The 26,059-nt window shown below is 72.0% G+C and carries 25 protein-coding genes; 20 read left to right on the forward strand and 5 right to left on the reverse strand.

What is annotated here, in order from left to right; genetic code table 11:
- Window positions 1-18 precede the first annotated feature (18 nt).
- The 14 genes from QI633_RS21995 (at window position 19) to QI633_RS22060 (ending at window position 11,442) form a co-directional block, all read left to right on the forward strand.
- Window positions 19-867: a flagellar hook-basal body complex protein gene (locus QI633_RS21995; RefSeq protein ID WP_141797411.1), complete on the forward strand. Its 849-nt coding sequence runs from the start codon at window positions 19-21 to the stop codon at window positions 865-867.
- Between the two features lie 161 nt (window positions 868-1,028).
- A complete protein-coding gene (locus QI633_RS22000; protein ID WP_141797410.1) occupies window positions 1,029-1,301 on the forward strand; it encodes a flagellar FlbD family protein in 273 nt (90 codons plus the stop codon).
- A complete protein-coding gene (locus QI633_RS22005) occupies window positions 1,298-2,068 on the forward strand; it encodes a MotA/TolQ/ExbB proton channel family protein (protein ID WP_260805789.1) in 771 nt (256 codons plus the stop codon). Before QI633_RS22000 ends, QI633_RS22005 begins: the two co-directional genes overlap by 4 nt.
- Window positions 2,068-3,129 carry a flagellar motor protein MotB gene (locus QI633_RS22010; RefSeq protein ID WP_282427075.1) on the forward strand — a complete coding sequence of 354 codons (1,062 nt, stop codon included), beginning with the start codon at window positions 2,068-2,070 and terminating at the stop codon, window positions 3,127-3,129. Before QI633_RS22005 ends, QI633_RS22010 begins: the two co-directional genes overlap by 1 nt.
- A complete protein-coding gene (locus QI633_RS22015) occupies window positions 3,126-3,563 on the forward strand; it encodes a flagellar basal body-associated FliL family protein (RefSeq protein ID WP_260805788.1) in 438 nt (145 codons plus the stop codon). Before QI633_RS22010 ends, QI633_RS22015 begins: the two co-directional genes overlap by 4 nt.
- A 178-nt stretch (window positions 3,564-3,741) precedes the next feature.
- On the forward strand, window positions 3,742-4,701 hold the full coding sequence (locus QI633_RS22020; RefSeq protein ID WP_141797408.1) for a flagellar motor switch protein FliM: 960 nt from the start codon (window positions 3,742-3,744) through the stop codon (window positions 4,699-4,701).
- A gap of 5 nt (window positions 4,702-4,706) precedes the next feature.
- A complete protein-coding gene (gene fliN, locus QI633_RS22025) occupies window positions 4,707-5,510 on the forward strand; it encodes a flagellar motor switch protein FliN (RefSeq protein ID WP_282427076.1) in 804 nt (267 codons plus the stop codon).
- 5 nt (window positions 5,511-5,515) lie between these two features.
- A complete protein-coding gene (locus QI633_RS22030; RefSeq protein ID WP_282427077.1) occupies window positions 5,516-5,932 on the forward strand; it encodes a flagellar biosynthetic protein FliO in 417 nt (138 codons plus the stop codon).
- Window positions 5,929-6,690: a flagellar type III secretion system pore protein FliP gene (gene fliP / locus QI633_RS22035; RefSeq protein ID WP_282427078.1), complete on the forward strand. Its 762-nt coding sequence runs from the start codon at window positions 5,929-5,931 to the stop codon at window positions 6,688-6,690. The genes QI633_RS22030 and fliP overlap by 4 nt, the downstream gene beginning before the upstream one ends.
- Window positions 6,691-6,695: 5 nt before the next feature.
- Entirely contained in the window at window positions 6,696-6,965 is a 270-nt protein-coding gene (gene fliQ / locus QI633_RS22040) for a flagellar biosynthesis protein FliQ (RefSeq protein WP_141797405.1), read from the forward strand.
- Window positions 6,966-6,972: 7 nt separating this feature from the next.
- Window positions 6,973-7,740, forward strand: coding sequence for a flagellar biosynthetic protein FliR (locus QI633_RS22045; protein WP_141797404.1), 768 nt, complete (start codon window positions 6,973-6,975; stop codon window positions 7,738-7,740).
- A gap of 6 nt (window positions 7,741-7,746) precedes the next feature.
- Entirely contained in the window at window positions 7,747-8,883 is a 1,137-nt protein-coding gene (locus QI633_RS22050) for an EscU/YscU/HrcU family type III secretion system export apparatus switch protein (RefSeq protein WP_282427079.1), read from the forward strand.
- Window positions 8,884-9,025: 142 nt separating this feature from the next.
- Window positions 9,026-11,095, forward strand: a complete 2,070-nt coding sequence (gene flhA / locus QI633_RS22055; protein WP_282427080.1) for a flagellar biosynthesis protein FlhA — start codon at window positions 9,026-9,028, stop codon at window positions 11,093-11,095.
- A 14-nt stretch (window positions 11,096-11,109) separates the two neighbouring features.
- Window positions 11,110-11,442, forward strand: coding sequence for a hypothetical protein (locus QI633_RS22060; RefSeq protein ID WP_282427081.1), 333 nt, complete (start codon window positions 11,110-11,112; stop codon window positions 11,440-11,442).
- On the opposite strand, the gene QI633_RS22065 is transcribed toward QI633_RS22060, so the two are convergent.
- Window positions 11,423-13,003 (reverse strand): GAF domain-containing sensor histidine kinase, encoded by a 1,581-nt coding sequence (locus QI633_RS22065; RefSeq protein ID WP_141797401.1) that lies wholly within the window; start codon window positions 13,001-13,003, stop codon window positions 11,423-11,425. The genes QI633_RS22060 and QI633_RS22065 overlap by 20 nt on opposite strands.
- 205 nt (window positions 13,004-13,208) lie before the next feature.
- On the opposite strand from QI633_RS22065, the gene QI633_RS22070 reads away from it, so the two are divergent.
- Together QI633_RS22070 and QI633_RS22075 are read left to right on the forward strand one after the other, a co-directional pair.
- Window positions 13,209-15,206: a FlgD immunoglobulin-like domain containing protein gene (locus QI633_RS22070; protein ID WP_282427082.1), complete on the forward strand. Its 1,998-nt coding sequence runs from the start codon at window positions 13,209-13,211 to the stop codon at window positions 15,204-15,206.
- 113 nt (window positions 15,207-15,319) lie between these two features.
- Complete coding sequence (locus tag QI633_RS22075) at window positions 15,320-17,353, forward strand: FlgD immunoglobulin-like domain containing protein (protein WP_282427083.1); 2,034 nt, start codon at window positions 15,320-15,322, stop codon at window positions 17,351-17,353.
- Between the two features lie 18 nt (window positions 17,354-17,371).
- Here QI633_RS22075 and QI633_RS22080 read toward each other — a convergent pair whose 3' ends face one another.
- Complete coding sequence (locus QI633_RS22080; protein ID WP_282427084.1) at window positions 17,372-17,812, reverse strand: YiiD C-terminal domain-containing protein; 441 nt, start codon at window positions 17,810-17,812, stop codon at window positions 17,372-17,374.
- Between the two features lie 17 nt (window positions 17,813-17,829).
- Window positions 17,830-18,420 (reverse strand): hypothetical protein, encoded by a 591-nt coding sequence (locus tag QI633_RS22085; protein WP_282427085.1) that lies wholly within the window; start codon window positions 18,418-18,420, stop codon window positions 17,830-17,832.
- Between the two features lie 70 nt (window positions 18,421-18,490).
- Between QI633_RS22085 and QI633_RS22090 the strand changes: the two genes are divergently transcribed.
- Entirely contained in the window at window positions 18,491-19,534 is a 1,044-nt protein-coding gene (locus tag QI633_RS22090) for an AraC family transcriptional regulator (protein WP_282427086.1), read from the forward strand.
- Between the two features lie 56 nt (window positions 19,535-19,590).
- The gene (locus QI633_RS22095; protein WP_282427087.1) at window positions 19,591-21,051 is read left to right on the forward strand and encodes a DUF1254 domain-containing protein; all 1,461 of its coding nucleotides are present in this window, start codon (window positions 19,591-19,593) and stop codon (window positions 21,049-21,051) included.
- Between the two features lie 15 nt (window positions 21,052-21,066).
- On the opposite strand, the gene QI633_RS22100 is transcribed toward QI633_RS22095, so the two are convergent.
- The gene (locus QI633_RS22100; RefSeq protein ID WP_282427088.1) at window positions 21,067-21,879 is read right to left on the reverse strand and encodes an alpha/beta hydrolase; all 813 of its coding nucleotides are present in this window, start codon (window positions 21,877-21,879) and stop codon (window positions 21,067-21,069) included.
- A gap of 146 nt (window positions 21,880-22,025) precedes the next feature.
- Window positions 22,026-22,367 (reverse strand): DUF2200 domain-containing protein, encoded by a 342-nt coding sequence (locus QI633_RS22105; RefSeq protein ID WP_141797395.1) that lies wholly within the window; start codon window positions 22,365-22,367, stop codon window positions 22,026-22,028.
- A gap of 36 nt (window positions 22,368-22,403) precedes the next feature.
- Here QI633_RS22105 and QI633_RS22110 point away from each other — a divergent pair, with 36 nt between their 5' ends.
- Window positions 22,404-24,371, forward strand: a complete 1,968-nt coding sequence (locus QI633_RS22110; RefSeq protein ID WP_141797394.1) for an MFS transporter — start codon at window positions 22,404-22,406, stop codon at window positions 24,369-24,371.
- Window positions 24,372-24,481: 110 nt separating this feature from the next.
- Entirely contained in the window at window positions 24,482-26,059 is a 1,578-nt protein-coding gene (locus QI633_RS22115; protein ID WP_282427089.1) for a fatty acyl-CoA synthetase, read from the forward strand.

Genomic DNA, 26,059 nt, shown 5'->3' on the forward strand with positions numbered 1-26,059 from the left:
CGCAGAAGGAGAACCACCATGCTTCGCTCGCTCTTCGCCGGCATCTCCGGCCTCCGCGTCAACCAGACCATGCTCGACGTCACCGGCAACAACATCGCCAACGCCAACACCACCGGGTTCAAGTCCAGCACCACCGTCTTCTCCGACACCCTCAGCCAGATGCTCACCGCCGCCTCGGGCGGCAACACCGAGCGCGGCGGCACCAACCCGATCCAGATCGGCCTCGGCGTCCAGCTCGCCGCGACCATGGCCAACTTCGGCCAGGGCTCCGCGCAGCTGACCGGGCGGCCGACCGACGTGATGCTGCAGGGCGACGGGTTCTTCGTGCTGCGCGACGGCGCCGAGAACGTCTACACCCGCGCCGGCGCGTTCACCTTCGACCAGAGCGGTGTCCTCGTGGCGCCCAGCGGGATGCGGGTCCAGGGCTACGCCCTCGACGCCACCGGTGCGCCCACCGGCGGCGCGGTCGACGTCGACCTGAACATGATCAACGGCTCGCTGCCGGCCGGCGTCGAGCTGACGTCGTACTCGATCGGCGCCGACGGCAAGGTCCGCGGCGTCTTCTCCGACGGCGTGCAGCGCGACATCTGCCAGCTGGCCGTCGCGGACTTCACCAACCCGATGGGCCTGGAGAAGATCGGCGACACCGCCTTCCGCGAGTCCGCCAACTCCGGCGCCGTGCAGCTCGGCGTCGCCGGCCAGGGCCAGCGCGGCCAGATCATGGCCGGTGCGCTGGAGATGTCGAACGTCGACCTGTCGGCCGAGTTCACCAACCTGATCCTCGCCCAGCGCGGCTTCCAGGCCAGCTCGCGGGTGATCACCACCAGCGACCAGGTGCTCGAGGAGCTCGTCAACATCAAGCGCTGACCGGCCCCGCCGGGATAGTCCCTGCTCAAAAGCACCGCGACCCGCGAGAAACCGGTGCTTTTGGTCAGGGACTATCGCAACCGGCCGATCAGACCTGCGGAGCGCCACGGACGGCACTCCTTCCCAAGCATTGCCACAGCCACGCACACGGAGGTGCCGCGGTGATCTCGCTGACCCGACTCTCGGGGACGACGTTCCTGCTGAACGCCGACCTGATCGAGCGCGTCGACTGCACCCCGGACACCGTGGTGACCCTGGTCGACGGCACCAAGTACATCGTGGCCGAGTCCCTCGACGAGGTGCGCGACGCCGTCATCGACTACCGCGCGGCCATCGTGGCGCGCGCGGCGCTGCCCGACGCGTCCTCGGTCGCGCCGGTACGTACGCGCCAGGGCCGACTGGCCGCCGTACCCCCGCGAGGAGTGACCCCGTGAAGGACATCGCAACCCCGGTCGGCATCGTCGTCGGCCTGGTGATCATCGTCGCGGCCAACGTGCTCGAGGGCGGCAACCCGATGAGCCTGCTGCTGCTGCCGCCGATGCTGCTGGTGCTGGGCACGACGATCATGGTCACCGTCGCGGGCGGCACGATGAGCGACGCCAAGACCGCGATCACGGACATGAAGCGTGCGTTCACCGGCTCGGTCGAGCCGGCCGAGGCGCTGGTGCCGCAGGTCGTCTCGCTCGCCGAGCGGGCCCGCCGGGAGGGCCTGCTGGCCCTCGAGGACAGCCTGCGCGAGATCGACGACCCGTTCCTGGTCAAGGGCGTCACGATGGCGATCGACGGCACCGACCCCGAGGACGTGCGCGACATCCTCGAGGCCGAGCTGCGCGCCAAGAAGCGCGACGACAAGCAGTCCGCCAAGTTCTTCGGCGACGCCGGCGCCTACGCGCCGACCATCGGCATCATCGGCACCGTCATGGGCCTGGTGCACGTGCTGGAGAACCTGGCCACGCCCGACGAGCTCGGCCACCTGATCGCCGGCGCCTTCGTCGCCACCCTGTGGGGCGTCATGTCCGCCAACGTGATCTGGCTGCCGATCTCGAGCCGGCTCAAGCGGCTCGGCGAGCTGGAGTGCGCACGGATGGAGGTCGCCATCGAGGGCGTCGCCGCCATCCAGGCCGGCGCCAACCCGCGCCTGGTCGCGGAGAAGCTGCGCTCCCTGCTGCCCACCGGCACCGTCGAGCGCGAGGCCGCCTGATGTCGGCCGGCAAGGCGGGCAAGGGCGCCGGGCCGCCCCGCCGGCGCCACCACGAGGAGGAGCACGACGAGCACGGCGGCGGGCACGAGCGCTGGCTGGTGACCTACGCCGACATGGTGACCTTGCTGATGGTGCTGTTCATCGTGATGTTCGCGATGTCGACCGTCGACGAGAAGAAGTACGAGCAGCTCAAGGAGGGGCTCGCGATCGGCTTCGGCCGCGAGCAGTCGATCCTCAACGGCGCCAGCCCGGTCAGCAACGCCAAGGGCGCGAACGACCCGGGCGAGGCGTCGTACGAGATGCTGATGGCGCAGGTCCCCGAGGCCCAGCGCGAGACCGTCACGAAGCTCCTGCAGGAGTCGGACCGGCTCAGGAACGAGCGCACCCAGGGTGCCGCCCGTGCCGAGGTCGACCGGCTGCTGAAGGTCTGGAAGAGGATCGACAAGGCGCTGCGCGACCAGGGGCTGCGCGACGACGTCCGCGCCACCATCGACGAGCGTGGCCTGGTCGTCAGCCTGGTCTCCCAGCACGTCGTCTTCGAGCCCGACATGGCCGAGCTGACCGAGCGCGGCCGCCGCGTGGTGGACACCATCGCACCGGTGCTGGCCGAGCTGACCGAGCCGATCGAGCTCGACGGGCACACCAACCAGGAGCCGGTGAAGCCGCGGTACTACCCCTCCGACTGGGAGCTGTCGCTGGCCCGGGCCGCCAATGTGCTGCACCGGCTCGAGGACAGCCACGCCATCCCGGCGCGCCGGCTGCGCGCCACCGGCTTCGGGCACACCAAGCCCCTGGTCGACCCGGCCCGGCGGGGCTCGCAGCGGGTCAACAAGCGCGTCGACATCCTGGTGCTCAGCCAGCAGCCGGCCGAGACCCGGGCCCTGATGGGTGAGGCGTACGCCGAGCTGCGCCGCGAGGCCGGCCTCGACGGACTGCCCGTCGACCCCGCCGGCGACGGCACCGGCTCCGAGCCGGCCGCCGCGGGTGTACCGATCCGCACCAAGGACAGCACCGACGACAGCACCGACGACAGCACCGACAGCAGGGAGGACCAACCGTGACCACGACCATGAACCCGCCCGCGGCCGCCGCGGAGAACGCGGCCGCCAAGGGCGGCAAGGGCCGCATGATCGGCATCGCCGTCCTCGTCCTGGCCCTGCTCGGCGGCGGCGCCTGGTTCTTCGTCCTCAAGCCGAGCGGCGAGACCGCGCCCAAGCCGGGCGAGGTCGTCTCGCTCGAGGCGATCCAGGTGAACCTCGCCGGCGGCCACTACCTGCGCCTCGGCATGGCGCTCCAGCTGACCGAGGGCACCAAGGAGGCCGACGGCAGCAAGGCGCTCGACGCCGCCATCACCGTGTTCAGCGGCCTCCCGGTCGGCGAGGTCAACAAGCCCGACGTCCGCGAGGCCCTGCGCAAGCAGCTGCTCGACCGGCTCAAGGAGCGCTACGACCACGAGGTGATGGAGGTGTACTTCACCGAGTACGTCACCCAATGATCCCTCTATCCGTTCGATCGAACGGATAGAGGGACTCGGAGCCGGTCGGAGTCCCCCGGACCGTTCGATCGAACGGTTCGAGGGGGCAGACGGCCCCGCACACGGCCCGGCCCGGGACCCTCCCCGGGACCCTCCGTAGTCCGAACGGACCACGGGACCCTGACCGCCCGGCGTCCCGATGACCCCTCAGGTCGGCTCCGGCCGCGACGATGGGCTCGTCGTGACCCTCCAGCGGCCGCGCCGCCGACCCCGCACGGCCGAACCCACGCCGTACGACTTCCGGCGACCCATCCAGCTCTCGCGCGAGCACCAGCGCACACTCCAGCTCGGGTTCGACAGCTTCGCGCGCCAGGCGACGACGGTGTTCACCAGCTCGCTGCGCACGGTGTGCACGGTGACCCTGGCGGGCATCGAGCAGCGCACCTACGCGGAGTACGTCGACAGCCTGGGCCCCTCGACGTACATGACGCTGTTCACGGCGGACCCGATCCCCGGCACCGGCGTGCTGGAGATCCCGCTGTTCGCGACCATGTCGTGCCTGGACCACATGCTCGGCGGGCCCGGCTCGGACGAGCAGCCGGACCGGCCGCTGACCGAGATCGAGGACGGCGTGATCCGCGGCCTGGTCGAGCGCCTGCTCGGCGAGATGCGCTACGCCCTCGACGGGATCGTGACCCTCGAGCCGAACGTCACCGGTGTCGAGTACAGCCCCCAGTTCGCCCAGGTCGCCAGCGCCGCCGACGTGATGGTCGTGGTCACCCTCGAGCTCAAGATCGGCGAGCGGGCGCACCGGGTCTCGGTGTGCCTGCCGTTCAGCGGCCTGCTCCCCCACCTCGCCAACGCCACCGGCAACGGTGCGGTCTCCGAGCGGGAGCGGGCGCAGCGCGCGCACTCGGCGCAGCTGCTGCAGGACCAGTTCCAGCGGGTCCCGGTGTCGGTGTCGGTGCGCTTCCGCCCGATCCCGGTCGACCCGGCGACGCTGGCCGACCTGCGCCCCGGATCCGTGCTCCGGCTCACCCACCCGGCGTCCGCGCCGCTGGACGTGACCGTCGCCGGCAACACCTTCGCCCATGCCACCCCCGGCGCCCGTGGCCAGCGCCTCGCCGCCCTCATCGTCACCACGCCCGAGGAGTCCTGATCCCCATGACCGATGTGCTCGACCCCACCCTGCTCGCCGAGGCCGTCGCGGTCGCCGCGGCCGCGTCCCTCCCGGCTGTCACGCCGCTGACGCCCGGCCCGGCGCAGCCCGGCTCGCCGCACGTCACCGCGGCCTTCGCGGGCGGCGCGATCGCCGAGCTCGACGGCGGCGTGCCCGGCAGCGTCGTGGTCCTCGTCGGCACCGAGCTGGTCGAGGCCCTCGCGAGCAGCCCGATCGGCGCGCTCGACGTGGCCGCCGCCGTCCAGCCGGCCCTCGACGCCGCCGCCCGCCGGCTCGGCGCCCACGCCCGCGGCGCCCGGACCCTCGACCTCGACGTGGAGGGGTACGACGTCACCGCCGAGCTCGGCGGCCCGTTCAGCGTGGTGCCGCTCATCGGCGCCGGCATCGCGGCCGCCGTCCTGGTCCCCGAGGCCACCCTCGCCGGTGCCCGCGAGCCTCTGGACGTCGAGGAGGTTGCGCAGCAACCGTCACGAGACGACGCAACCAACCTCCTCGAGGAGGCACCGTTCGTGCCCGCCTTCTCGGCGGCCGCCGCACCGCCGCGCGGCCTGGAGCTGCTCCAGGGCGTCGACATGGAGGTCACCGTCGAGCTCGGCCGCACCCGGATGACCGTGCGCGACCTGCTCGCCCTGACCCCGGGCGCCGTCCTCGAGCTGGACCGCGCCGCCGGCAGCCCCGCCGACCTGCTCGTCAACGGCCGTCTCGTGGCCCGCGGCGAGGTCGTCGTGGTCGACGAGGACTTCGGCCTGCGGGTCACCGAGATCCTCGACGCGAACGCCGCGGTCTGACGCCCATGTCCGACAGCATCAGCCTCGGAGAGCTGGCCGTGCGCCTGGTCGGCTCGCTGGCGCTCGTCGTCGGGCTGCTGCTGCTCATCGCCCGCTTCGCCAACCGCCGGTTCAAAGCCCCCGCCGGTGCGGCGATCCAGGTCGTGCAGCGCCAGGCCCTCGGTCGCGGCCAGGGCGTCGCGGTGGTCTCGGTCGGCACCCGGATCCTCGTGCTCGGCACCACCGAGCAGCAGATCACGCTGCTGGCGGAGGTCGAGCCCGACGAGGTCGGCCTGGACCTGACCCCGCCCGACCCGGAGTCCGAGCCGATCGACGTACCGTCCACCGCGGCGAGCCCGACCGGAGCCCTCAGCGGCTCCGTGCTCTCCCCGCAGACCTGGAAGGACGCCATGGCCGCCGTCACCGGGAAGCGGGCGTCGTGACGACCCTGTCCCTCGCGCTGACCCGGGTCGCGCTGGTCGTCGCCGACCCGAGCGGGCCCAAGGGGCCGAACGGGCCCGGCAAGGGCGGCGGCACCGTGCAGATCGACCTGTCGGGGATGACCGACAAGCCGAGCAACAGCCTGCTGGTGTTCCTCGCCCTGACCCTGCTCAGCCTGCTGCCGGCCATCGTGCTGACCTGCACCAGCTTCACGAAGGTGCTCGTCGTGCTCGGCCTGACCCGCAACGCGCTCGGCCTCCAGCAGACCCCGAACAACCAGGTCCTCGCCGGCCTGGCGCTGTTCCTGAGCCTGTTCATCATGTCGCCGGTCCTCTCGCAGGTGAACAGCGACGGCGTGCAGCCCTACCTCGACGGCGACAAGACGACCTCAGCCGCCTTCCACGACGGCATGGAGCCGCTGCGGGAGTTCATGCTCGACAACACCGACGACGGCGAGCTGCAGCTGCTCACCAGCGTCGCCGACCGCAAGCTGCCCGAGAACCGCGACGACGTCTCGACCGCCACCCTGATCCCGGCGTTCGTGCTGTCCGAGCTCAAGGACGCCTTCGTCATCGGGTTCATCATCTTCATCCCGTTCCTGGTCATCGACATCGTCGTGAGCGGGGCGTTGATGAGCCTGGGCATGATGATGATGCCGCCGGTGATGGTGTCCCTGCCGTTCAAGCTGTTGCTGTTCGTGATGGTCGACGGGTGGGCGCTGATCATCAAGGCGCTCGTCGCGTCGTACGGGACGGGTTAGCTGCGATGACCGACACCGCGATCATCGAGATCGCCCTCAAGACCATGCTGGTGGCGCTCAAGCTGTCGGCGCCGATCCTCGCGACCTCGCTGGTCATCGGCTTCGCCATCTCGCTGTTCCAGTCGATGACCCAGATCCAGGAGTTCACGCTGTCGTTCGTGCCCAAGCTGGTGGGCGTCGGCCTCGCGCTGCTGTTCTGCGGCAACTGGATGCTGCACACCCTGATGGCCTTCACCCGCGAGCTGTTCGACCTGCTCCCGGGCCTGCTCGCCTAGGCCGACCGTGGTCCTCTCCGTCGACGGTGCCGCGCTCAGCGCCCTGCTGCTCGCCTCGGTGCGGGTGGTGGCGTGGCTGGTCGTCGTACCCCCCTTCGCGACGCGGGGGATCCCGACCATGGCCAAGGTCGTGCTGGCGCTCGGGCTGTCCCTGGCGATGGCGCCGACGCTCGCCACCCAGGACCTGCCCGGTACGACGCCCGGGCTCGTCATGGCCACCGCGGCCCAGGCCCTGATCGGCCTGGGTATGGGATACGTGACGATGCTGCTGTTCTCGGCGATCGGCGCCGCCGGCTCGCTGGTCGACGTTTTCGGCGGCTTCGCGCTGGCCGCGGCGTGGGACCCGCTGGCGATGAACTCCAACACCGTCTTCGGCCGCTTCCACCAGCTGCTCGCGACCGCGCTGCTCGTCGTGTCGGGCGGGCACCTGATCGTGGTCGGCGGGCTGCTCAGCACGTTCAAGTACCTGCCGCTGACCGGCATGCCCGACGTGTCCAGCTGGGACGGCGTGCTGCTGACGGCGTTCTCGATGTTCTTCACCGTCGCGGTGCAGATGGCGCTGCCGATGATCGCGGTGCTGTTCGTCGCCGACCTCGCGCTGGCGCTGCTGACCAAGGTCGCGCCCCAGCTCAACGCGCTGAGCATGATGTTCCCGGCCAAGGTCGGCATGACGCTGCTGCTGCTCGGCCTGTCCTTCCCGATGCTGCCCGGCGCGCTCGACCGTCTCGTCACCTACGCCAACCAGGCGATGGCGACCATGGCCGGAGCGGGGTGATCGTCGGTGGCCGGTAGCGAGGAGAAGACCGAGAAGCCCACTCCCAAGCGGAAGAAGCAGGCCCGCAAGGACGGCCAGGTCCCACGCACCCCCGAGCTCGGCGGCTGGCTGGGCCTCCTGGTCGCCTCCCTGGCGATGGGCCCGCTGCTCGACCACGAGCTCGGCGCGCTGCGCACCATGATGGCCACCTCGCTGCGCTCCGCCTCGGACCCGTCCGTCTCGTTGGCGCTCACCCTGCTCGGCGACGCCGGGCGTCACGTGTTCGTCACCCTGCTCGCGCTGGGCTCGATGATGCTGGTCGTCGGCGTCGTCTCGGCCCTGGCGCAGGGCGGCTTCTTCCTCTCCCCCAAGCTCGCCAAGCCCGACCCCAAGAAGCTCGACCCGTTCAAGGGCGCGAAGCGACTGTTCGGCCCGCACGCCGTGTGGGAGGGCGTGAAGGTCCTCGGCAAGAGCTCGGTCGTCGCGTTCCTCGCCTGGGGTGCGGTGAAGTCGATGATGCCGCTCGTCGGCGGGCTGCTGCCGATCGGCGTCGTGCTGCACCAGGTCACCGCCGAGGTCTCCCGGCTCCTGCTCACCGTGGCCGTCGCGGGCCTGGTCATGGCTGCCGCCGACTACGCCATGATGCGGCGCCGGATCGGCAAGCAGCTGCGGATGAGCCACAGCGAGATCAAGCAGGAGCACAAGCAGGCCGAGGGCGACCCCATGGTCAAGAGCGCCATCCGCGCCCGCCAGATGGCCGCGGCCCGCAACCGGATGATCGCCGACGTGGCCACCGCCGACGTACTGCTGGTCAACCCCACCCACGTCGCGGTCGCCCTGCGCTACGACCCCGAGCAGGGCGCACCCCGGGTGGTCGCCCGCGGTGCCGGCGCGATCGCCGCCCGGATCCGTGAGGTGGCCGCCGAGGAGCGGGTTCCGCTCGTCCAGGACGTCCCGCTGGCCCGCGCGCTCTACCGGCACTGCCAGGTCGGCCAGGAGATCCCCCGCGAGCTGTGGGCCGCGGTCGCGCAGGTGCTGGCGTTCGTGCTCAGCCGCCGGCACGCGGGCCAGTACGGCGGCGAGCACCGCACTCCTCGTCGTACCGACGACCTGCCGGAGGTGCTCGCCCTCTCCCGCCGCCGGCGGGCCGCGGAGGGTGCATGAATCCCCGGCCGACCGGGGATTCATGCAGCACGTCAACCGCTCATCCCCAGCCCACACCTGCCGATGGAGCCAGCGACGCCAGGACGGCGCCACCCCGCAGTGCCACGGACGGCGCGACCGGTCGAGAGGCTGTACCCGCCGCATGTCCCTGAAGTCGCTGACCCGGCTCGGTGTCCCCCTGGGCATCGTGCTGATCGTCGTCATGCTGGTCGTGCCGCTGCCCGCGGTGGTGCTCGACCTGATGATCGCGCTCAACATCACCGGCGCCCTGCTCGTGCTGATGGTCGCGATGTTCATCCACAAGCCGCTGGAGTTCTCGGCGTTCCCGTCGGTCATCTTGGTGATGACGCTGTTCCGGCTGGCCCTCAACGTGAGCGCGACCCGGCTGGTGCTGCTGGACGGGTACGCCGGCAAGGTCATCGACACCTTCGGCCACTTCGTCGTCGGCGGCTCGCTGATCGTCGGGCTGATCGTGTTCGCGATCCTGCTCGTCATCCAGTTCGTCGTGATCACCAACGGCGCGGGCCGCGTGGCCGAGGTCGGCGCCCGGTTCACGCTCGACGCGATGCCCGGCAAGCAGATGGCGATCGACGCCGACCTCAACTCCGGCCTGATCGACGAGGAGGAGGCCCGGCGCCGGCGTGCGGAGGTGCACGCCGAGGCGGACTTCCACGGTGCGATGGACGGTGCGTCCAAGTTCGTGAAGGGCGACGCCGTCGCGGCGATCGTGATCACCCTGGTCAACCTGCTCGGCGGCTTCGCGATCGGCGTCGCCCAGTACGGCATGCCGTTCGGCGAGGCGATCAACACCTACTCGCTGCTCTCGATCGGCGACGGCCTGGTCTCCCAGATCCCGGCCCTCCTGCTCAGCGTCGCGACCGGCCTGATCGTGACCCGCGCGGTGGCCGACTCCGACATGGGCTCCGACATCGTCGGCCAGATCTTCCAGCGTAAGATGCCGCTGCGCGTCGCGGGCTTCGGCGCACTCGCGCTGTGCGCGATCCCCGGCCTGCCCAAGCTGCCGTTCCTGGTGGCCGGCGGGCTGATGCTGCTGGGCGCGAGCCGGATCGACGAGTCCGGCGGGGACCGTACGGCGGGCGCCGACGCGGACTCCGCCGCCGGCGAGCTGGCCCAGGTCCCCGACACCCCGGAGGCGCTGGTCGCCGAGATCCGGGTCGACCCGCTCGGGCTCGAGCTCTCCGCGGACCTGATCGACCTCGTCGACAGCCGCTCCGGCGGCGACCTGCTCGACCGGGTCAAGGCACTGCGCCGCAAGGTGGCCGGCGAGCTCGGGATCGTGATCCCGCCCGTGCGCACCCGCGACAACCTCGAGCTGCCGGCGAACACCTACGCGATCACGCTGTACGGCGCCGAGGTGGCCCGCGGCGAGGCGCCGCGCGGCACAGTACTGGCGATCGGCGAGTTCCTCGGCTCGCTGCCCGGGACCCCGACCCGCGAGCCGGTCTTCGGCCTGGACGCGAAGTGGATCCCGGCCGAGCTGCGGCACCAGGCGGAGATCGGCGGCGCGACCGTCGTCGACCGCGCCTCGGTGGTCACCACCCACCTCGCCGAGGTCGTGCACCAGCACGCGAGCCGGCTGCTCGGTCGCGAGGACGTCCGGCTGCTCACCGACGTCGTCAAGCGCACCCACCCGGTCGTCATCGAGGAGCTCACCCCGGTCCAGCTGTCGCTCGGCGAGGTGCAGCGGGTGCTGCGCGCCCTGCTGGAGGAGCGGATCCCGATCCGCGACCTGGTCCGCATCTTCGAGGCGCTGTCGGTTCGCGCCGCGCTCAGCAAGGACCTCGACGGCCTGGTCGAGGCCGCCCGGGCCGCGCTCGAACCGGCCCTCGCGGCCTCCTTCGTCACCGACGGCGTGCTGCACGCGATCAGCTTCGACCCGCTGCTCGAGCAGCACATGCTCGAGGGCCTGCGCCCGACCGAGCAGGGTGCGGTCGTCGTCCTCGACCCGGACGTGGCCCAGCGGGTGCTGCTCGGTCTGGCCCAGGCGGCGCAGTCGGCCGAGAACACCGACGTACGCCCGGTCCTGGTCTGCGCACCGGCGCTGCGGGCCGCCGTACGCCGCCTCGTGGCGCCGACCGTCGAACGCCTCCCCGTCTTCTCGTACGCCGAGCTCGGCGCGGCCCACGAGGTCCGCTCGGTGGCCGTGGTGTCCGCGACCGGGGCCCGCCCCGCACTCGGAGCAGGAGTCTAGAAGGTGGTCCTCCCATGATGCTCGACCTGCGCGTCTTCGTGCTCGCCGCCCTCGTCGCCTCCCCGGCCGGCTATCTCGCCGCGCACGGTGAGCTGAGCCTCGACGAGGCGCTCACCCGGCTGCTCGTCGTGATGGTGGGCGCCACGGCGGCCGCGGTCGTCGTCCGCGCGCTGTGGCCGCTGCTCGCCGGACCGGGCCCGGAGCCGCTCGAGGCCACGGTCGAGGACCTGGCGCCGCGGGGGCTGGCCCCGGAACCGTCGGTCGAGCCGGACCTCCTCGACGACCTGTTCGGCTTCGAGGAGTCGTTCGAGGACCTCGGCGCGGACCTCAGCCCACTGCCGGAATGACCCACTCCAGCACGGTGCCCTGATCGGGCGCCGAGCTGAGCAGCAGGTGCCCGCCGAGTCCCTCGGCCCGCGCCCGCAGGTTGCCGGTGCCGTTGCCGGTCGACCCCGCCGCCGGGTCGAAGCCCCGGCCGTCGTCGACCACGCGCAGCCGGAACCACGCCGAGGACGCGGTCAGCTCGACGGTGACGCTGCTCGCCGCGGCGTGCCGGGCGACATTGGACAGCGCCTCGCGCAGCGTGCCGAGGACGTGGCTGCCGGCCTCGGGGGCCAGCGCCCGGTCGACGGGGCCCTGGATGCGCAGCAGCGGCTGGAAGCCCAGGACCGGGGCGTACTCCGTCAGCAGTGCCCGCACGTCGTCGAGCAGGGGCCGGCCGGATCCGGTGCCGAGCTCGAAGATCACCGAGCGCAGCTCCTTGATCGCGCCGTCGAGCTCGCCGATCGCACCGTCGACGCGGGTGCGCAGCTCGGCGGGGTCGAGGTCACGGGCGCCCTGGAGCTGCATGCCGGTCGCGAACAGGCGCTGGATGACCAGGTCGTGGAGGTCGCGCGCGATCCGGTCGCGGTCGCGGGCCACCAGCAGCTGGGCCCGCTCCCTCAGCGCCTGGCGCCGGTCGAGGATCAGGCCGAGCTGGGCCGCGGTGACCGACACCAGGTCGAGCATGATGTCGCGCAGTGACGGCGTCTCCTCCGCGCGGTCGACGAGGATCGCGCCGGGGCCGGAGAGCCGGGTGTGCACGGGTACGACGAGCGTCGTGCGGTGGTGGTCGTGCGGGAGCCGCTCGGGCACCCGCGACGTGGTCACCTCACGGATCTGGTCGGCGTACCGCTCGACGACGCGCGGCGCCGCCATCGTGTCGCCGGCGACCTGGCGGACCTCGAGCAGGCCGGCCTCGACGCGGACATAGGCCACCAGCCGGGCCCCGCACAGGTCGCGCAGCGAGACCACGAGCTCGTCGAGGGCCTCCTCGACGCTGGTGGTCCCGGTCAGGTCGCGGCCCACCTCGCCGGTGCCCGCGAGCCAGCGGCGCCGCCACTCGACCTGCTCGTAGGTGCGGGCGTTCTCGATCATGGTGCCCGCCGCGCGGGCCAGCGCCTCGACCAGCGCCTGGTCGGTCGCGCTGAACTCCGCGCCACCGCGCTTGTTGCCGAGGTAGAGGTGCCCGAACGCCTGGTCGCGCACCAGCACGGGCGCACCGAGGAAGCGGTCGATGACCGGGTGGCTCTGCGGGAACGAGCCCGTCGACACCGGGTGGTCGGCGACGTGGTCGACCCGGATCGAGCGCCGCTCCCGCGGCACCAGCCCCAGCAGCCCGTGGCCCTCCGGCATCCGGCCGATCTGGTCGAACTGCTCTCCCACGGCGGCGTTGGGCACCAGGTCGATGAACTCGCCCTGGTCGTCGACGATCCCCAGGACGCCGTACTCGGCGTCGGTCAGCTCGCAGGACGCCTCGACGATGCGGGTCAGCACGCCGCGCAGGTCCAGGTCGGACCCGATCGCCACCACCGCGTCGAGCAGTGCGCGCGCTTCCGCCGGAAGCTCGAGGTCCTGGTCCAGGTCCATCAGGTACCGATCCCCTCCCCAGCGATCGCCGACCTCCGAAGGCTATCCCTTTACTTTGTGGCGCCACCACCCGCGCATCCCGCTGATCGGCACCGGGACCCCCGTCCTGAGAATTGCGGGACGCCGGACCGGGCTCGCACGCAGGGAACCGTCACCAAACCGCGTGCTCGCGCGTTGGGAGGGCGACGCCGACGAAGGAGTGGACATGGGGCGCTGGCTGAGGATCGCGACGACGGCGCTCGCGCTGACCATCCCGGGAGCGGTGCTGCCCGCGGCCCAGGCGGCCGACCCGCCCGTGCAGATCACGTTCACCACCCAGCCGAAGGTGACCTTCTCGACGGGGCTGACGAGGGTCGGCGCGGTCGACTTCGCCGCATGGCGGGTCTCGCGGCCGTCCACCGTCACCGTCCGCATTCTCGACGCCGAGGGCACCGTGGTCCGCACCCTCGTCGAGGGCCAGTCGGTCCGCGACGCCTCCGACGAGCCGTGGTACTTCAAGGACGCCGCCGGCCAGGACGTGCCGGAGGGCGACTACACGATGCAGGTGGAGGCCGTCGACAGCGACGGCAACCGCGACGTCGAGGACTACGCCATGCCGCTCGACCGGCACACCGTCGTACCGCTCCAGGGCGTCATCGCCGGCTTCACGTACTCCACCAATGTCACCATGTCCATCGCGCCGAAGCCCGGCATCACACTCGCCAACGCCAGGTTCCTGATCGCCGAGGACAGCTACACGGGGTACTGCGCGATCAGCGACGCCAAGACCCCCGGCTCCGGCGGTCGCATCCAGGCCACGGTCGACGTGTCGGACTGCGGCGACCACGTCGGACACGCGGGCGCCTTCTTCGAGTTCACCGACCGGATCGGTGCGAAGCAGAAGGGCTACACCCCGATGATCCCGGTGCGCGTCGCCGACCGCAGCGCGCCGGTCGTCACGTTGGCCCCGTACGCGCCCGCGTCGCAGACGCTGCACCTGAGGAATCCCGGGACCTACGAGACCAGCAAGCTCACCTACTGGGTGCGCGACGCCAGCGCCCTGGCCAGCCAGACCTACCAGATCCGCAACGGCTTCGGCATCACCATCGCCTCCGGCACCCTGACCGAGGGCGTCGGCGTGGGGCCGGACGCACTGACCCGGGTGTTCGACCTGCGCTGGAGCGGCACTCGCAACGACGGCAGCCTGCTGCCCGCCGGGCGCTACCGCGTCGTCACCCGCTTCACGGATGCAGGGGGCCATTCCGCGGCAGGCCCGGCTACGACCATCGACCTCGACGCGACGATTCCGGGCGGGCTGGCCGCGACCCGGATCGACGGCTACAACTGGGAGGTCGTGGTGACCCCCAAGAGCGGTGAGGACGTCACCGGGGTCGCCGTCTCGACGGCCCCCGCGAACGACAACGACCCGCACCCGCAGGTCGCCGCGTACGACGCCGCCACGGGCACCTACCGCACCGTCGTCAGCCTGGCGAAGCGCAGTCCGGGAACCTATCCCGTCCGTGCCCTGATCACCCGCGGCACCGCGCCGACCGCCACGACCTTCACGACCGCCGACCAGGGCCTGGTCGTCCTCCCCGACACCGAGGCACCTGTCGTGACGCCTCCGACGACCACCCACCTCTACCTCCGTGCGCCCGACCAGTACGCCCCGAACAGCTTCGAGTTCGCCGTGAGCGACCAGTCGACGCTCCGGTCCTCCGACTTCCTGGTCAGCAACGCCACGGGGAGCGTGGTGGACCACGTCGTCACCGACGGCGCCGAAGGTCGCACGTCCTTCCAGTGGAACGGCACCGGGCCGCAGGGAGAGCGTCTCCCCGCCGGGGACTACGTGGTCCGCACGTCCTTCACCGACGCGGCCGGGAACGTGACGCCTGCCTCCACGACGGTGCACCTCGACGACACGGTGCCGGCCACCATGGCCGTCGTCGGCCGGACGGGCAACGCGTTCACGGTCGAGGTCACGCCCACGCCCGGGGTCTCACTGCACATCGTCGCTGTCTGGCTGCGCTGCTGCATGGAGGTCCCCAGGCTCGATCCGTCGACAGGCACGTATCGCGGCACCATCGATCTCACCGGCCAGCCCCCGGGCACCTATCAGCTCGACGGCGAGGTGAGTCGTGACACCCCGGGTGCGGGCGAGGGTCCGGGCGATGGCCAGGGCTGGTTCTATCTCGACCCCCTCTACGTCACCGTCACCGACTGAGCGGGTAGGCAGCCGACAGAGCCTGTGTCCACCGGGAACCGTCACCAATCCGGGTCCTCGCGCGTTGGGAGGGCGACGCCGCCGATGGGGACGGCCGACGAAGGAGTGGGGACATGGGGCGCTGGCTGAGGATCGCGACGACGGCTCTGGCGGTGACGACCGCGGCGACCGCGGCGGGCACCCTGCCCGCGGCCCAGGCGGCCCAGGCCGCCGACCCGGCCGTGCAGATCACGTTCACCACCCAGCCGAAGGTCACCTTCGCGACGGGACTGACCCGGGACGACGGCACGAAGGGCGCAGCGGTCTCCGTCGCGTTCCGGTTGAGCCGTCCCGCGACGGTCACCGCCCGCGCCCTGGACGCCAGCGGCGCGGTGGTCCGCACGTTCGCGACCGACGAGGCGGCCGGACTCGACCACGACGTCGACTGGCAGTTCACCGACGCGGCCGACGCCGCGCTTCCCGAGGGCGACTACACGCTGCGCGTCGAGGCCACCGACAGCGACGGCGGCCAGGACGTCGAGAGCTACCCGCTGCCGCTCGACCGGCACACCGTCGTACCGGCCCAAGGGGTCTTCAGCGGCACGACCTACGCCACCAACATCACCATGTCCGTCGGGCCGAAGCCCGGGGTCACGCTGCGCAGCGCGGAGTTCGTGGTGGGCGACGGCTACGGCACCGACCCGTGCGCCACGAGCGGCTCGCGGACCCCCGGCTTCGGCGGGCGCATCCAGGCGACCTTCAAGGTGTCCGACTGCGGGGCCTCCTCCCGTGACGCCGGGGCGGTGTTCGAGTTCACCGACCGGATCGGCGCCCAGCAGACGGGCTACACCGCCCCGATCCCGATCCGGGTCGCCGACCGGGTCGCTCCGGCACCGGCGCTCGCGCCGTCGTCGACGTCGTCGGACACCCTGTCGCTGCGCGACCCCGACCGGTACGAGACCAGCGGGACGACCTACTACGTGCGCGAGGCGGGCAGCATCGCCACGGCCACCTACGAGGTCCTCAACGCCATCGGCGCGCGGGTCGCGACCGGCACCCTGGTCGCGGAGGGCGCCGCGCCGACCGACGACAGCCACACCTGGCAGTACGCGCTGCGTTGGGCGGGCACCCGCAACGACGGCACCCGCCTGCCCGCCGGCCGCTACCGGGTCGCCACCAAGTTCACCGACGCGGCCGGGCTGTCCGCCGCCGGCCCCGCCGTGACGCTGGTCCTCGACCCGACCATCCCCGGCACCCTGGCGACGACCCGGATCGACGGCTACCAGTGGCAGGTCGTGGTCACCCCGAAGACCGGCGCCGGGGTCACCGGCGTCACCGTGTCGACCTCCCCCGCTGACGCCGACCCGGCCACCGGGAACCTGCTGCCCCTGACGTACGACGCCGGCACCGGCACGTACCGCACGGTGCTCAGCCTGGCCGGCCGACCGGACGGCAGCTACCCGCTCCGCGCGCTGATCACCCGGGGCACCGGTGCCGCGGCCACGACCTTCACCACCGCCGACCAGGAGCTCGTCGTGCTCCCCGACGAGACGGCTCCCGCGGTCACCCTGCCGACCAACAGCCGGCTCTACCTCGGCCTGCCCGGCCAGTACACCGCGGGCACGTTCACCTTCTCCGTGAGCGACCAGTCCGGAGTCCGGTCCTCCGACTTCGTCGTCAACGACACCGCGGGGAACGTGGTCGACCACGTCGTCGTCGAGGGCGGCGAGGGCCGCACCTCCTTCACCTGGGACGGCACCGGCCACGACGGCGAGCCGCTGCCTGGCGGCGACTACGTCGTCAGCACCACCTTCACCGACGAGCACGGCAACGAGGCCCCTGCCTCCGCGCCGGTGCACCTCGACGACACCGTGCCGGCGACGCTCGTGGTCGTCGGACGGACGGGCAACCTGCTCACGGTCGAGGTCACGCCCACGCCGGGGGTGAAGGTGCACGCCGCCGGCGTCGCCGTCATCGGGAGCAGCTGCTGCAACAAGGCCCTGGAGCTCGACCCGGCCACCGGCCGCTTCCGGGCCACCGTCGACCTCGACGGGCGCCCGACCGGCACCTACTACCTCACCAGCCTGGTCGTCCGGGACACCCCCGGCGCCGCTGAGCCGTACGGCTACGTCTGGAGCGCGCCGATCCCGGTGACGGTCAGCCACTGACCGTCACCGGGACCCCGCTCAGAACCGGCGCAGCTGGTACAGCCCGCGCGTGCGGGCCACGACCGTGCCCTCCTCGTCGGTGACCTCGGCGACCAGCTCGAAGTCGGACTTCCCGCGCTCGGCGTACTCCGCCAGGATCCGCTGGATCTCGTCGTCCTCGAGCCGGGCACGCGAGACGACGTCGGTGGCGGCCGGGCGCAGGAAGTCGATGGTCATCGACTTGAGCAGCGGTACGCCGCCCTCGGCACTCAGCGAGGTGCTCGCGTAGAGGCCACCGAGGACCTCGGCGACGGTGAACAGGGAGCCGGCGTATGCCGTGCCGAAGTGGTTGACATTGGGCCCGGCAGGCAGCCGCGCGGCCACCGCGTTGGCTCCGGCCTCGACCACCTCGACGCCCATGGCGTCCATGATCGGGATCATCGAGCGGACGTAGGTCGTGAGGTCGGCAGGCGTGGTCACGGCGCCACGCTACTGGCTCACCAGGGGCGCGGCGGCAGGTCCCGGATGTACGGCGCCAGCAGCGCAGCGGACCGCTCCACCGTGAGCACCTCGGACGGGTCGAGCGCGATGACCTGCCGCTTCGACTCGTCGATCTCCCACACGTCCTCGCCGACCAGGCGGCCCTCGTCGTCGTAGGGCCAGATCATGTGCTCGACGTTGGCGACCAGGTAGTGCGCGTCGGGGTCGACGGGCGCACCCGCGGCCACGAGCAGGGCGCCCGGAGTCTGCTGGTAGATGGTCGCGGTGGACACGATCATGTTGTCGCCGACGGCGATCTGCTCGTCGTCGGTGTAGAAGACGCACTGCGCCGTGCTCGACCAGTCCTCGTAGACCGCCTGGACGGCCTCGGCGCCGTCGAGCACGGTCTGGATGCCGAAGACGTTGAAGTGGTAGACGGGGTGCTCGACGGTCATGTCCGGAGCGAAGATCTCCTTCCAGCGCCCGGCCATCTCCAGGTTGCGGTGGCGGTCGTAGGCCTCCAGCAGCCAGCGGTGGCGCGGGTTGGTGGTCGTCTCCATCAGGCGATGGACGGCGGCATTGGTCTGGGTGATGTCGAAGCGGCTCATGGATCCACGATCACGGCCGACCGGCCCACAGGTCTTGACATCCTGCGACCGGTTCTTGACCCTGTGCGACATGTCCCTGATCCGCGGCACCGCCCTCCAGGGCTACCCGGAGCTGGTCGGGGAGCTGGACGGCGAGCTGCAACCGCTGCTCGACCTGGCCCACCTACCGGCCGCCGCGGTCGGCGACCACGACAGCTTCATCAGCTACCGCAGCGTCGTGACCGCGCTCGAGGCGGCCGCCGCCGCGACCGGTGTCGACGACTTCGGCCGTCGCCTCGCCACCCGCCAGGGCATCGAGATCCTCGGTCCCCTGGGCGTCGCCGCGCGCACGGCCGGCACCGCCGGGGCGGCCCTGCAGGCCATCGAGCAGTACATGACCGTCTACTCCCCCGCGATCGCGATCACCGTGACCGCGCCGGCGGGCTCGCGGATCGCGCAGCTGGAGTGGCGGATCGTCGTACGTCGCGCGCCACCGCATCGCCAAGCGGCCGAGCTCGCGCTCGGCGTGGCCCTGCGCGTCTTCCGCCTGCTCGCCGGACCGGACTTCACGCCGCACTCGGTCCAGCTGCGGCACCAGCCGATGGGCGATCCGGCGGCGTACCGCGGCTACTTCGGCTGTCGGGTCGAGTTCGCCGCCGACCGGTACGGCTTCCGGTTCCCGGCCGCGATGCTGAACCGGCCGCTCGCCGACGACGGCGACGTGCACGCCCTCGCGCAGCAGTACCTCAGCACGATCGCGGTCCCTACCGCGTCGGCGACGGCCGACACGGTCGCCGAGCTGGTCCGGCACATGCTTCCGACCGGCACCCTCGACCTGGACCTGGTGGCCGGCCAGCTGGCGCTGCACCGGCGCACCCTGCAGCGCCAGCTCTCCGAGCACGGCACCTCGTTCGCCGCCCTCGTCGACCAGGTGCGCCGCGACGAGGCCGAGCGCTACCTGCGCGAGACCGACATGCCACTGGGCCAGCTGGCCGGCGTACTCGGGTTGAGCGAGCAGAGCGCGCTCTCCCGCGCCAGCCGGCGGTGGTTCGGCATGCCGCCGAGGCAGGTCCGGCAGGAGGCACGGAGGCTGTCGCAGCAGGTCAAGAACGAGGCGCACGAGGTCAAGACCTGATCGGGGCCCGGTTGCGACATTCAGGGGGTCCGCCAACCTCTCCGAGAGGAATCCCCATGGGTCACAGAAAGACCTCTCACGCCCTCGCGCTCGCCGGGCTGCTCGCCGGCGTCGTGACGTCGGCACTGGCCACCACTGCCGCACCGGCGTCCGCCGACGGGACGACCGACCGCGCGGCGTACGACGCCGGCTACCGGCTCGGCCTCGAGGCCTACCGCTACGGCCTGCCCCTGGTCACGACCGACGCCACCTTCCGGGCCCAGACGAGCGTGGACGTGCCGGACGACCGCGGGTTCGGGCCGGTCAACCGGCTCAACCCGGTCCGGTCGTTCATCACCCCCGAGGACCGCTCGGTGGTCGCGCCGAACCTCGACACCCTCTACTCGATCGCGTGGCTCGACCTCCGCGAGGAGCCGCAGGTGGTCCACGTGCCGAAGGTGAGGGACCGCTACTTCGTGATCCCGCTGATGAGCCCGTACACGGAGAACTTCGCCAACCTCGGCTCGGTCGAGCAGACACCGCCGGGCGACTACGCGATCGTCGGCCCGTCGCACGCCGACGCCCGCCTGCCGAAGCACGTGACGCGGGTCGAGTCGCCGTACGACCGGGTCTGGATCATCGAGCGGATCTACGCCGACAACGACGACCTCAAGGACCAGGCGAAGGTGCACCGGATCCAAGACGCCACGACGGTGACGCCGCTGAGCCGGTACCCGCGCCCTGCGAAGGCCGCCACGCCGAGCGACCCCGACACCACCGCCGCGCCCGTCCGGCTCCCCACCGGGATGGACTTCTACGACCGCCTCGGTGACCTGCTCGCGGCCTTCCCGCCGCCGGCCGCCGACGCACCGGAGCTGGCCGAGCTCGCCCGGATCGGCATCGGCGCGGGACGGCACCCGTCCACCGACGCGACGCTCGACGCCGACACCCGCGCGGGCATGGAGTCGGCGATCGCGGCCGGGCAGGCGACGGTCCTGCAGGACGCGATGGGCCTGTACGGACAGGGCTTCGCCCAGCACAACGGCTACCTGGTCACTCCGACCGGCAGCTACGGAACCGACTACCGGCTGCGCTCCGTCGTCACCCAGGTCGGCCTCGGCGCGCTTCGTCCCGAGCAGGCGATGTACCCGCTCGCCCTGCTCGACCGCACCGGCCAGCCGCTCACCGGCGCGAAGCGCTACGTCGTGCACCTCCCGGCCGACCAGCTGCCCCCGCTCACCGACACCGGATTCTGGTCGCTGACGCTGTACGACAACGACGGCTTCGTGGTGGCCAACGAGATCGACCGCTATGCGATCAACGACCGCACCGACCTGCACCGCAACGCCGACGGCTCGTTCGACCTCTACGTCCAGGCCACCCGGCCCAGCGACCCGGAGCAGGCGCAGAACTGGCTGCCCACACCGGCCGGCGGCTTCCGGCTGCTGTGGCGGATGTACGGAACCCAGACCACCGCGATCCCCGGGATCCTCGACGGGACCGGCTGGCGGGTCCCGGCGGTGCTGCCCGCGGGCTGAGGGACGCGCGCTCGGTCAGGCGACGTCGTACGTCGCCCGGCCGAGTCGCGGGTGCGCCGACCCCTTGAGCAGCACGTCGGCCACCAGGTCGACGTCGTCGATCATCGGCACGTGGCCGCACTTCGGCAGCGTCACGTGCTCCGCGTCCGGGAGGGCCCGCCGCGCGCGGCCGGCCTGGTAGGGCAGCAGCACCAGGTCGCGAGTGCCCCATGCGACCGTGACCGGGATGGCCGGGTCGATCGGGCGGTCGAAGGGGAAGCCGCCGTCGATGATGGTCTCCAGCGCCGGGCGGGCGTGCACCAGGCCGCGCAGGTCGCCCAGCGCGGCGTCCGGGCTGAGCTTGTGGCCCTTGGTCATCAGCAGGCCGAAGGCGGCGGCTCGCCCGGGCGCGGTCGCCAGGATCGCGGGCGCGACCGGCTGCGCCAGGGTGGCGGCGCCGGTGAGCAGCGTGAACACGGCTCGGATGTAGGCGAAGTCGAGCCGGTTGCGCCAGAACCCGGCGGGCGCGAGCGTGGTCGCGCTGCTCACCAGGTCGTCGGCCGCGGCCTCGAGCGCGATCCGGCCGCCGAGCGAGTTGCCCGCGATGTGCGGGCGGTCGAGCCCCTGCTCGACGAAGAAGTCCTCGAGGATGTCGCGCAGGATGTCGCGCACCGGTCGTCCGTCGGGCACCAGCGCCGGGGACTCCCCGTGTCCCGGCAGGTCGATCAGGACGAGCTCGCGCTCCTCGGCGAGCCGGTCGACCAGCGGGTACCACGCCTGCCGGCGGTGGCCGATCCCGTGCACGAGCACGAGGGGCTCTCCGGAGCCGATCCGTTCATGGGCAAGCATGGCGACCTCGCTCTTCCCCGCACCGGCGCTGGTGCGGCAGATAGGTGCAACTGAGAGTTGCGGATACCGAGGGTATGGGACGTGCTAGCTGGGCGCAAGCACCTGTTCGCATCGGGTTCCGCCTCGGCGACGGCGAGGCGGCAGGGTCAGCTCCGGAGCACCTTGTCCATCGCCTTGCCGCGGGCGATCTCGTCGACGAGCTTGTCGAGGTAGCGGATCTTCTGCATCAACGGGTCCTCGACGTCCTCGACCCGGATCCCGCAGACGACGCCGGTGATGAGGGCAGCGGCGGGGTTGAGCTCGGCTGCGGCGAAGAAGTCCTCGAACGTCGTACCGGCGTCGAGGTGGGCCTGCAGCTCGGCCGGCGAGAACCCGGTCAGCCAGCAGATGGCCTCGTCGACCTCGGCCCGGGTGCGCCCCTTGCGCTCCACCTTGGTCACGTAGTGGGAGTGGACCGACGCGACGGTCGTCGAGAAGATACGGTGCACGCAGTGCAGCGTAGTTGAGGAAGAGGTGCCTCCAGCGTGGTCGTCGAGCCGGTCCGACCACGCACGAGCCCTGCGGTCGTCGTGGCGATGCTGTCGTGCTGCGGCATCGTGGTCTCGCTCCAGCAGACCCTGCTGCTTCCTCTCCTGCCGGACCTCCCCCGCCTGCTCGGTACGTCGGCCGACAGCGCCTCCTGGCTGGTGACCGCGACCCTGCTCAGCGGGGCGGTCGCGACGCCGACGATCTCGCGGCTGGCCGACATGTACGGCAAGCGCCGGATGATGGTCGTCTCGCTCGGGGTCGCCGTCGGCGGCTCGTTGCTCGGCGCGCTCAGCCAGCAGCTGCCGCTCCTGATCGGGGCCCGCGCACTGCAGGGCGTCGGCGTCGCCCTCATCCCGGTCGCCATCGCGATCATGCGCGACGAGCTGCCCCGCGACCGGGTGCCGCTCGGCGTGGCCCTGATGAGCGCGACCCTCGCCATCGGCGCGGGCGTCGGGCTCCCGCTGTCGGGGCTGATCGTGCAGCACATGGACTGGCACGCGTCCTTCTGGCTCACCGGCGTCGTCGGGATCGTGCTCATCGCCGGGACGCTGAGCCTGTTGCCCGAGTCGCCGGTGCGCACCAGCGGCTCCTTCGACCTGCGCGGCGCCGCCCTGCTGTCGGTGGCGCTGACCGCCGTCCTGCTCGCCCTCTCCAAGGGCGGCCAGTGGGGCTGGACCGCGGCGTCGACCGTGGGCTGTCTCGCCGGAGGCGCGGCGGTGCTCGCGCTCTGGATCCCGCTCGAGCTGCGCACCCCGCGCCCGCTGGTCGACGTACGCGTGGCGGCCCGCCGCTCGGTCGTCCTGGTCAACCTCGCCTCGGTGTTCGCGGGCTTCTCCATGTTCGCCAACATGCTGGTCACCACCCAGCTGCTCCAGATGCCGACGGGCACCGGCTACGGCCGCGGCCTCGACGTCCTCCACACCGGGCTCTGGATGGTCCCGAACGCCGCCGCGTTCGGCCTGATGGCGCCGGTCTCGGCCTGGCTGATCCGGCGGATCGGCCCGCAGGCCACCCTCGTCTCGGGTGCGCTGCTGATGAGCGCCACCTACGTGTGGCGGACCTTCTACAGCGCCGACCTCCCGCAGGTCGTCATCGGCTCGGTGGTCGTCGGCACCGGCACTGCCATGGTGTACGGCGCCCTGCCGACGCTCGTGATGCGCGCGGTCCCCGTCACCGAGACCGCCTCCGCCAACGGCCTCAACGTGCTGCTGCGCTCCTTCGGCACGTCCACCGCCAGCGCCGCCACCGCGGCGATCACCACGGCCTCGACGATGTCGCTGGCCGGGCGCGAGCTGCCGAGCCTGCACTCGCTGATGCTGATCTTCTGGCTCGCCGCCGGGGCCGCGCTCGCGACGGCCCTGATCGGCGTACCCATGCTGCGGATGCGGGAGTACGCCGAGGAGGCGGACCGCTCGGGCGCGGAGAACACCACGCGCGCGCAGATCGTCCAGGGCCGGGTGCTCAGCCTCAAGGGCAACCCGATCCGGCACGCCGTGGTGACCGTGCTGACCCCCGACGGCCGCGCGGTCGACTGGGGGCAGGCCGACGCGGAGGGGCGGTTCACGGCCGCCGTACCGGAGCCCGCGGACTATCTCGTCGTCACCTCCGCCGACGGCTGGCGGCCACGCTCGCGGATGATGACGCTCGACAGCGCGGCGCCGGTCCCGCCGATCGTGCTGCGCGAGCGGCTCACCCTGCGCGGCACCATCCGCGACGCCGGGGACCGTCCGGTGGTCGATGCTCTGGTCGTCCTCACCCGCACGAGTGGCGAGCTGGTCGCGACCGTCCGTACCGACCACGAGGGTCGCTACGAGGTGCCGCGTCCCGCCAACGGGCGCTACGTGCTCACCGTCGCCGGGCCCACCGAGGCGCTCGGCGCCCGCACGCTGAGCGTGTGGGAGGAGGCCCGGGACTTCGACCTGCAACTGGGGACGCCCCTGGCCGACGCCGCGGACGCGACGTGACGCCGCTGGGCGCACCCCATACGTCTTGGTCGCAGGAACGGCCTTCTCGGAGCCAAATCGCATGGGGTGCGGGAGATCGGTGAGGACGGCGTGAGGTCTAGCCTCGGGGCATGAGCGACGTCTCCTCGGCCCGTCAGCACACCCTCGGCGACCTGCCCCGGCGCACGGCGCAGCGCGTCCCCGACAAGGTCGCGATCGTCGACGGGGACACGCGGCTGACGTTCGCCGAGCTGGACGCGTACGTCGATCGGGCGGCCGCCGCGATGGCGGACGCCGGGCTCGGCAAGGGCGACCGGCTGGCGCTGCTCAGCCACAACTGCTGGCAGTTCGCGGTGCTCGACTTCGCCGCGGCCCGCGCCGGCGTGGTGCTGGTGCCGATCAACTTCATGCTCGGTGCCGACGAGATCGCGTTCATCCTCGACCACAGCGGCGCGACCGGGTTCGTCGCCGAGGACGCACTGGTTGCGGTGGCCGACGCCGCGATCGCCGCGGCGGCCGACCCGCAAGTGCGGGAGCGGCGGGTGATCCGGCTCGCCGGGCAGGCGGCTCCCGACGGGTGGGGGGACCTGGCGGGCTGGCTCGACCACGAGGGACCGGCGGTCGTCGTACCGATGGGCGACGACGACCCGGTCCGGATGATGTTCACCTCCGGCACCGAGTCACGGCCCAAGGGTGCGCTGCTGAGCAGCCGGTCGTTGCTGTGGCAGTACGTCTCGTGCGCGCTGGACGGGTCGATGAGCGCCGACGACGTCGAGCTGCACACGCTCCCGCTCTACCACTGCGCGCAGCTGGACTGCTTCCTCGGCACCGATGTCTACCTCGGCGCGACGAGCATCATCCTGCCCGGCCCGGACCCGGCGAGCGTGCTGCGCACCATCGCCGAGCACCGGGTGACCAAGTTCTTCGCGCCGCCCACCGTGTGGATCGGCCTCCTGCGCCATCCCGACTTCGACACCACCGACCTGTCCAGCCTGCGCAAGGGCTACTACGGCGCCTCGCCGATGCCGGTCGAGGTGCTGCGCGAGCTCCAGCAGCGGCTGCCCGGGGTCGCGCTGTGGAACTTCTACGGCCAGACCGAGATGGCCCCGCTGGCCACGATCCTGAGCCCCGACGAGCAGCTTCCGTACGCCGGCTCGGCCGGTCGGCCCTCGATCAACGTCGAGACCCGGATCGTCGACGACGACGATGCCCCCGTCCCCGCGGGCACGGTCGGCGAGATCGTGCACCGCAGCCCGCACGCCACGCTCGGCTACTACCGCGACGACGCGAAGACCGCCGAGGCCTTCCGGGGCGGCTGGTTCCACTCCGGCGACCTCGGCTACCTCGACGACACCGGCCACCTCTACGTGGTCGACCGCAAGAAGGACATGATCAAGACCGGCGGCGAGAACGTCGCCAGCCGCGAGGTCGAGGAGGCGATCTACACCCACCCCGACGTCGCCGAGGTCGCGGTCTTCGGCGTCAGCCACCCGCGCTGGGTCGAGGCGGTGGCCGCGGTCGTCGTACCTCGGGCGGGGGCGGACCTGTCCGCCGATGCCGTGCTCGCCCACGCCCGCTCGGTGCTCGCGGGCTACAAGGCGCCCAAGTACGTCGTGCTCGCCGACGCCCTCCCCAAGAACCCGAGCGGCAAGATCCTCAAGCGCCAGCTCCGCGACGCGCACGCCGACCTGGCCGCCGGCGAGGTCTGA

It is taken from the genome of Nocardioides sp. QY071 (assembly GCF_029961765.1).
Taxonomy (GTDB): Bacteria; Actinomycetota; Actinomycetes; order Propionibacteriales; family Nocardioidaceae; genus Nocardioides.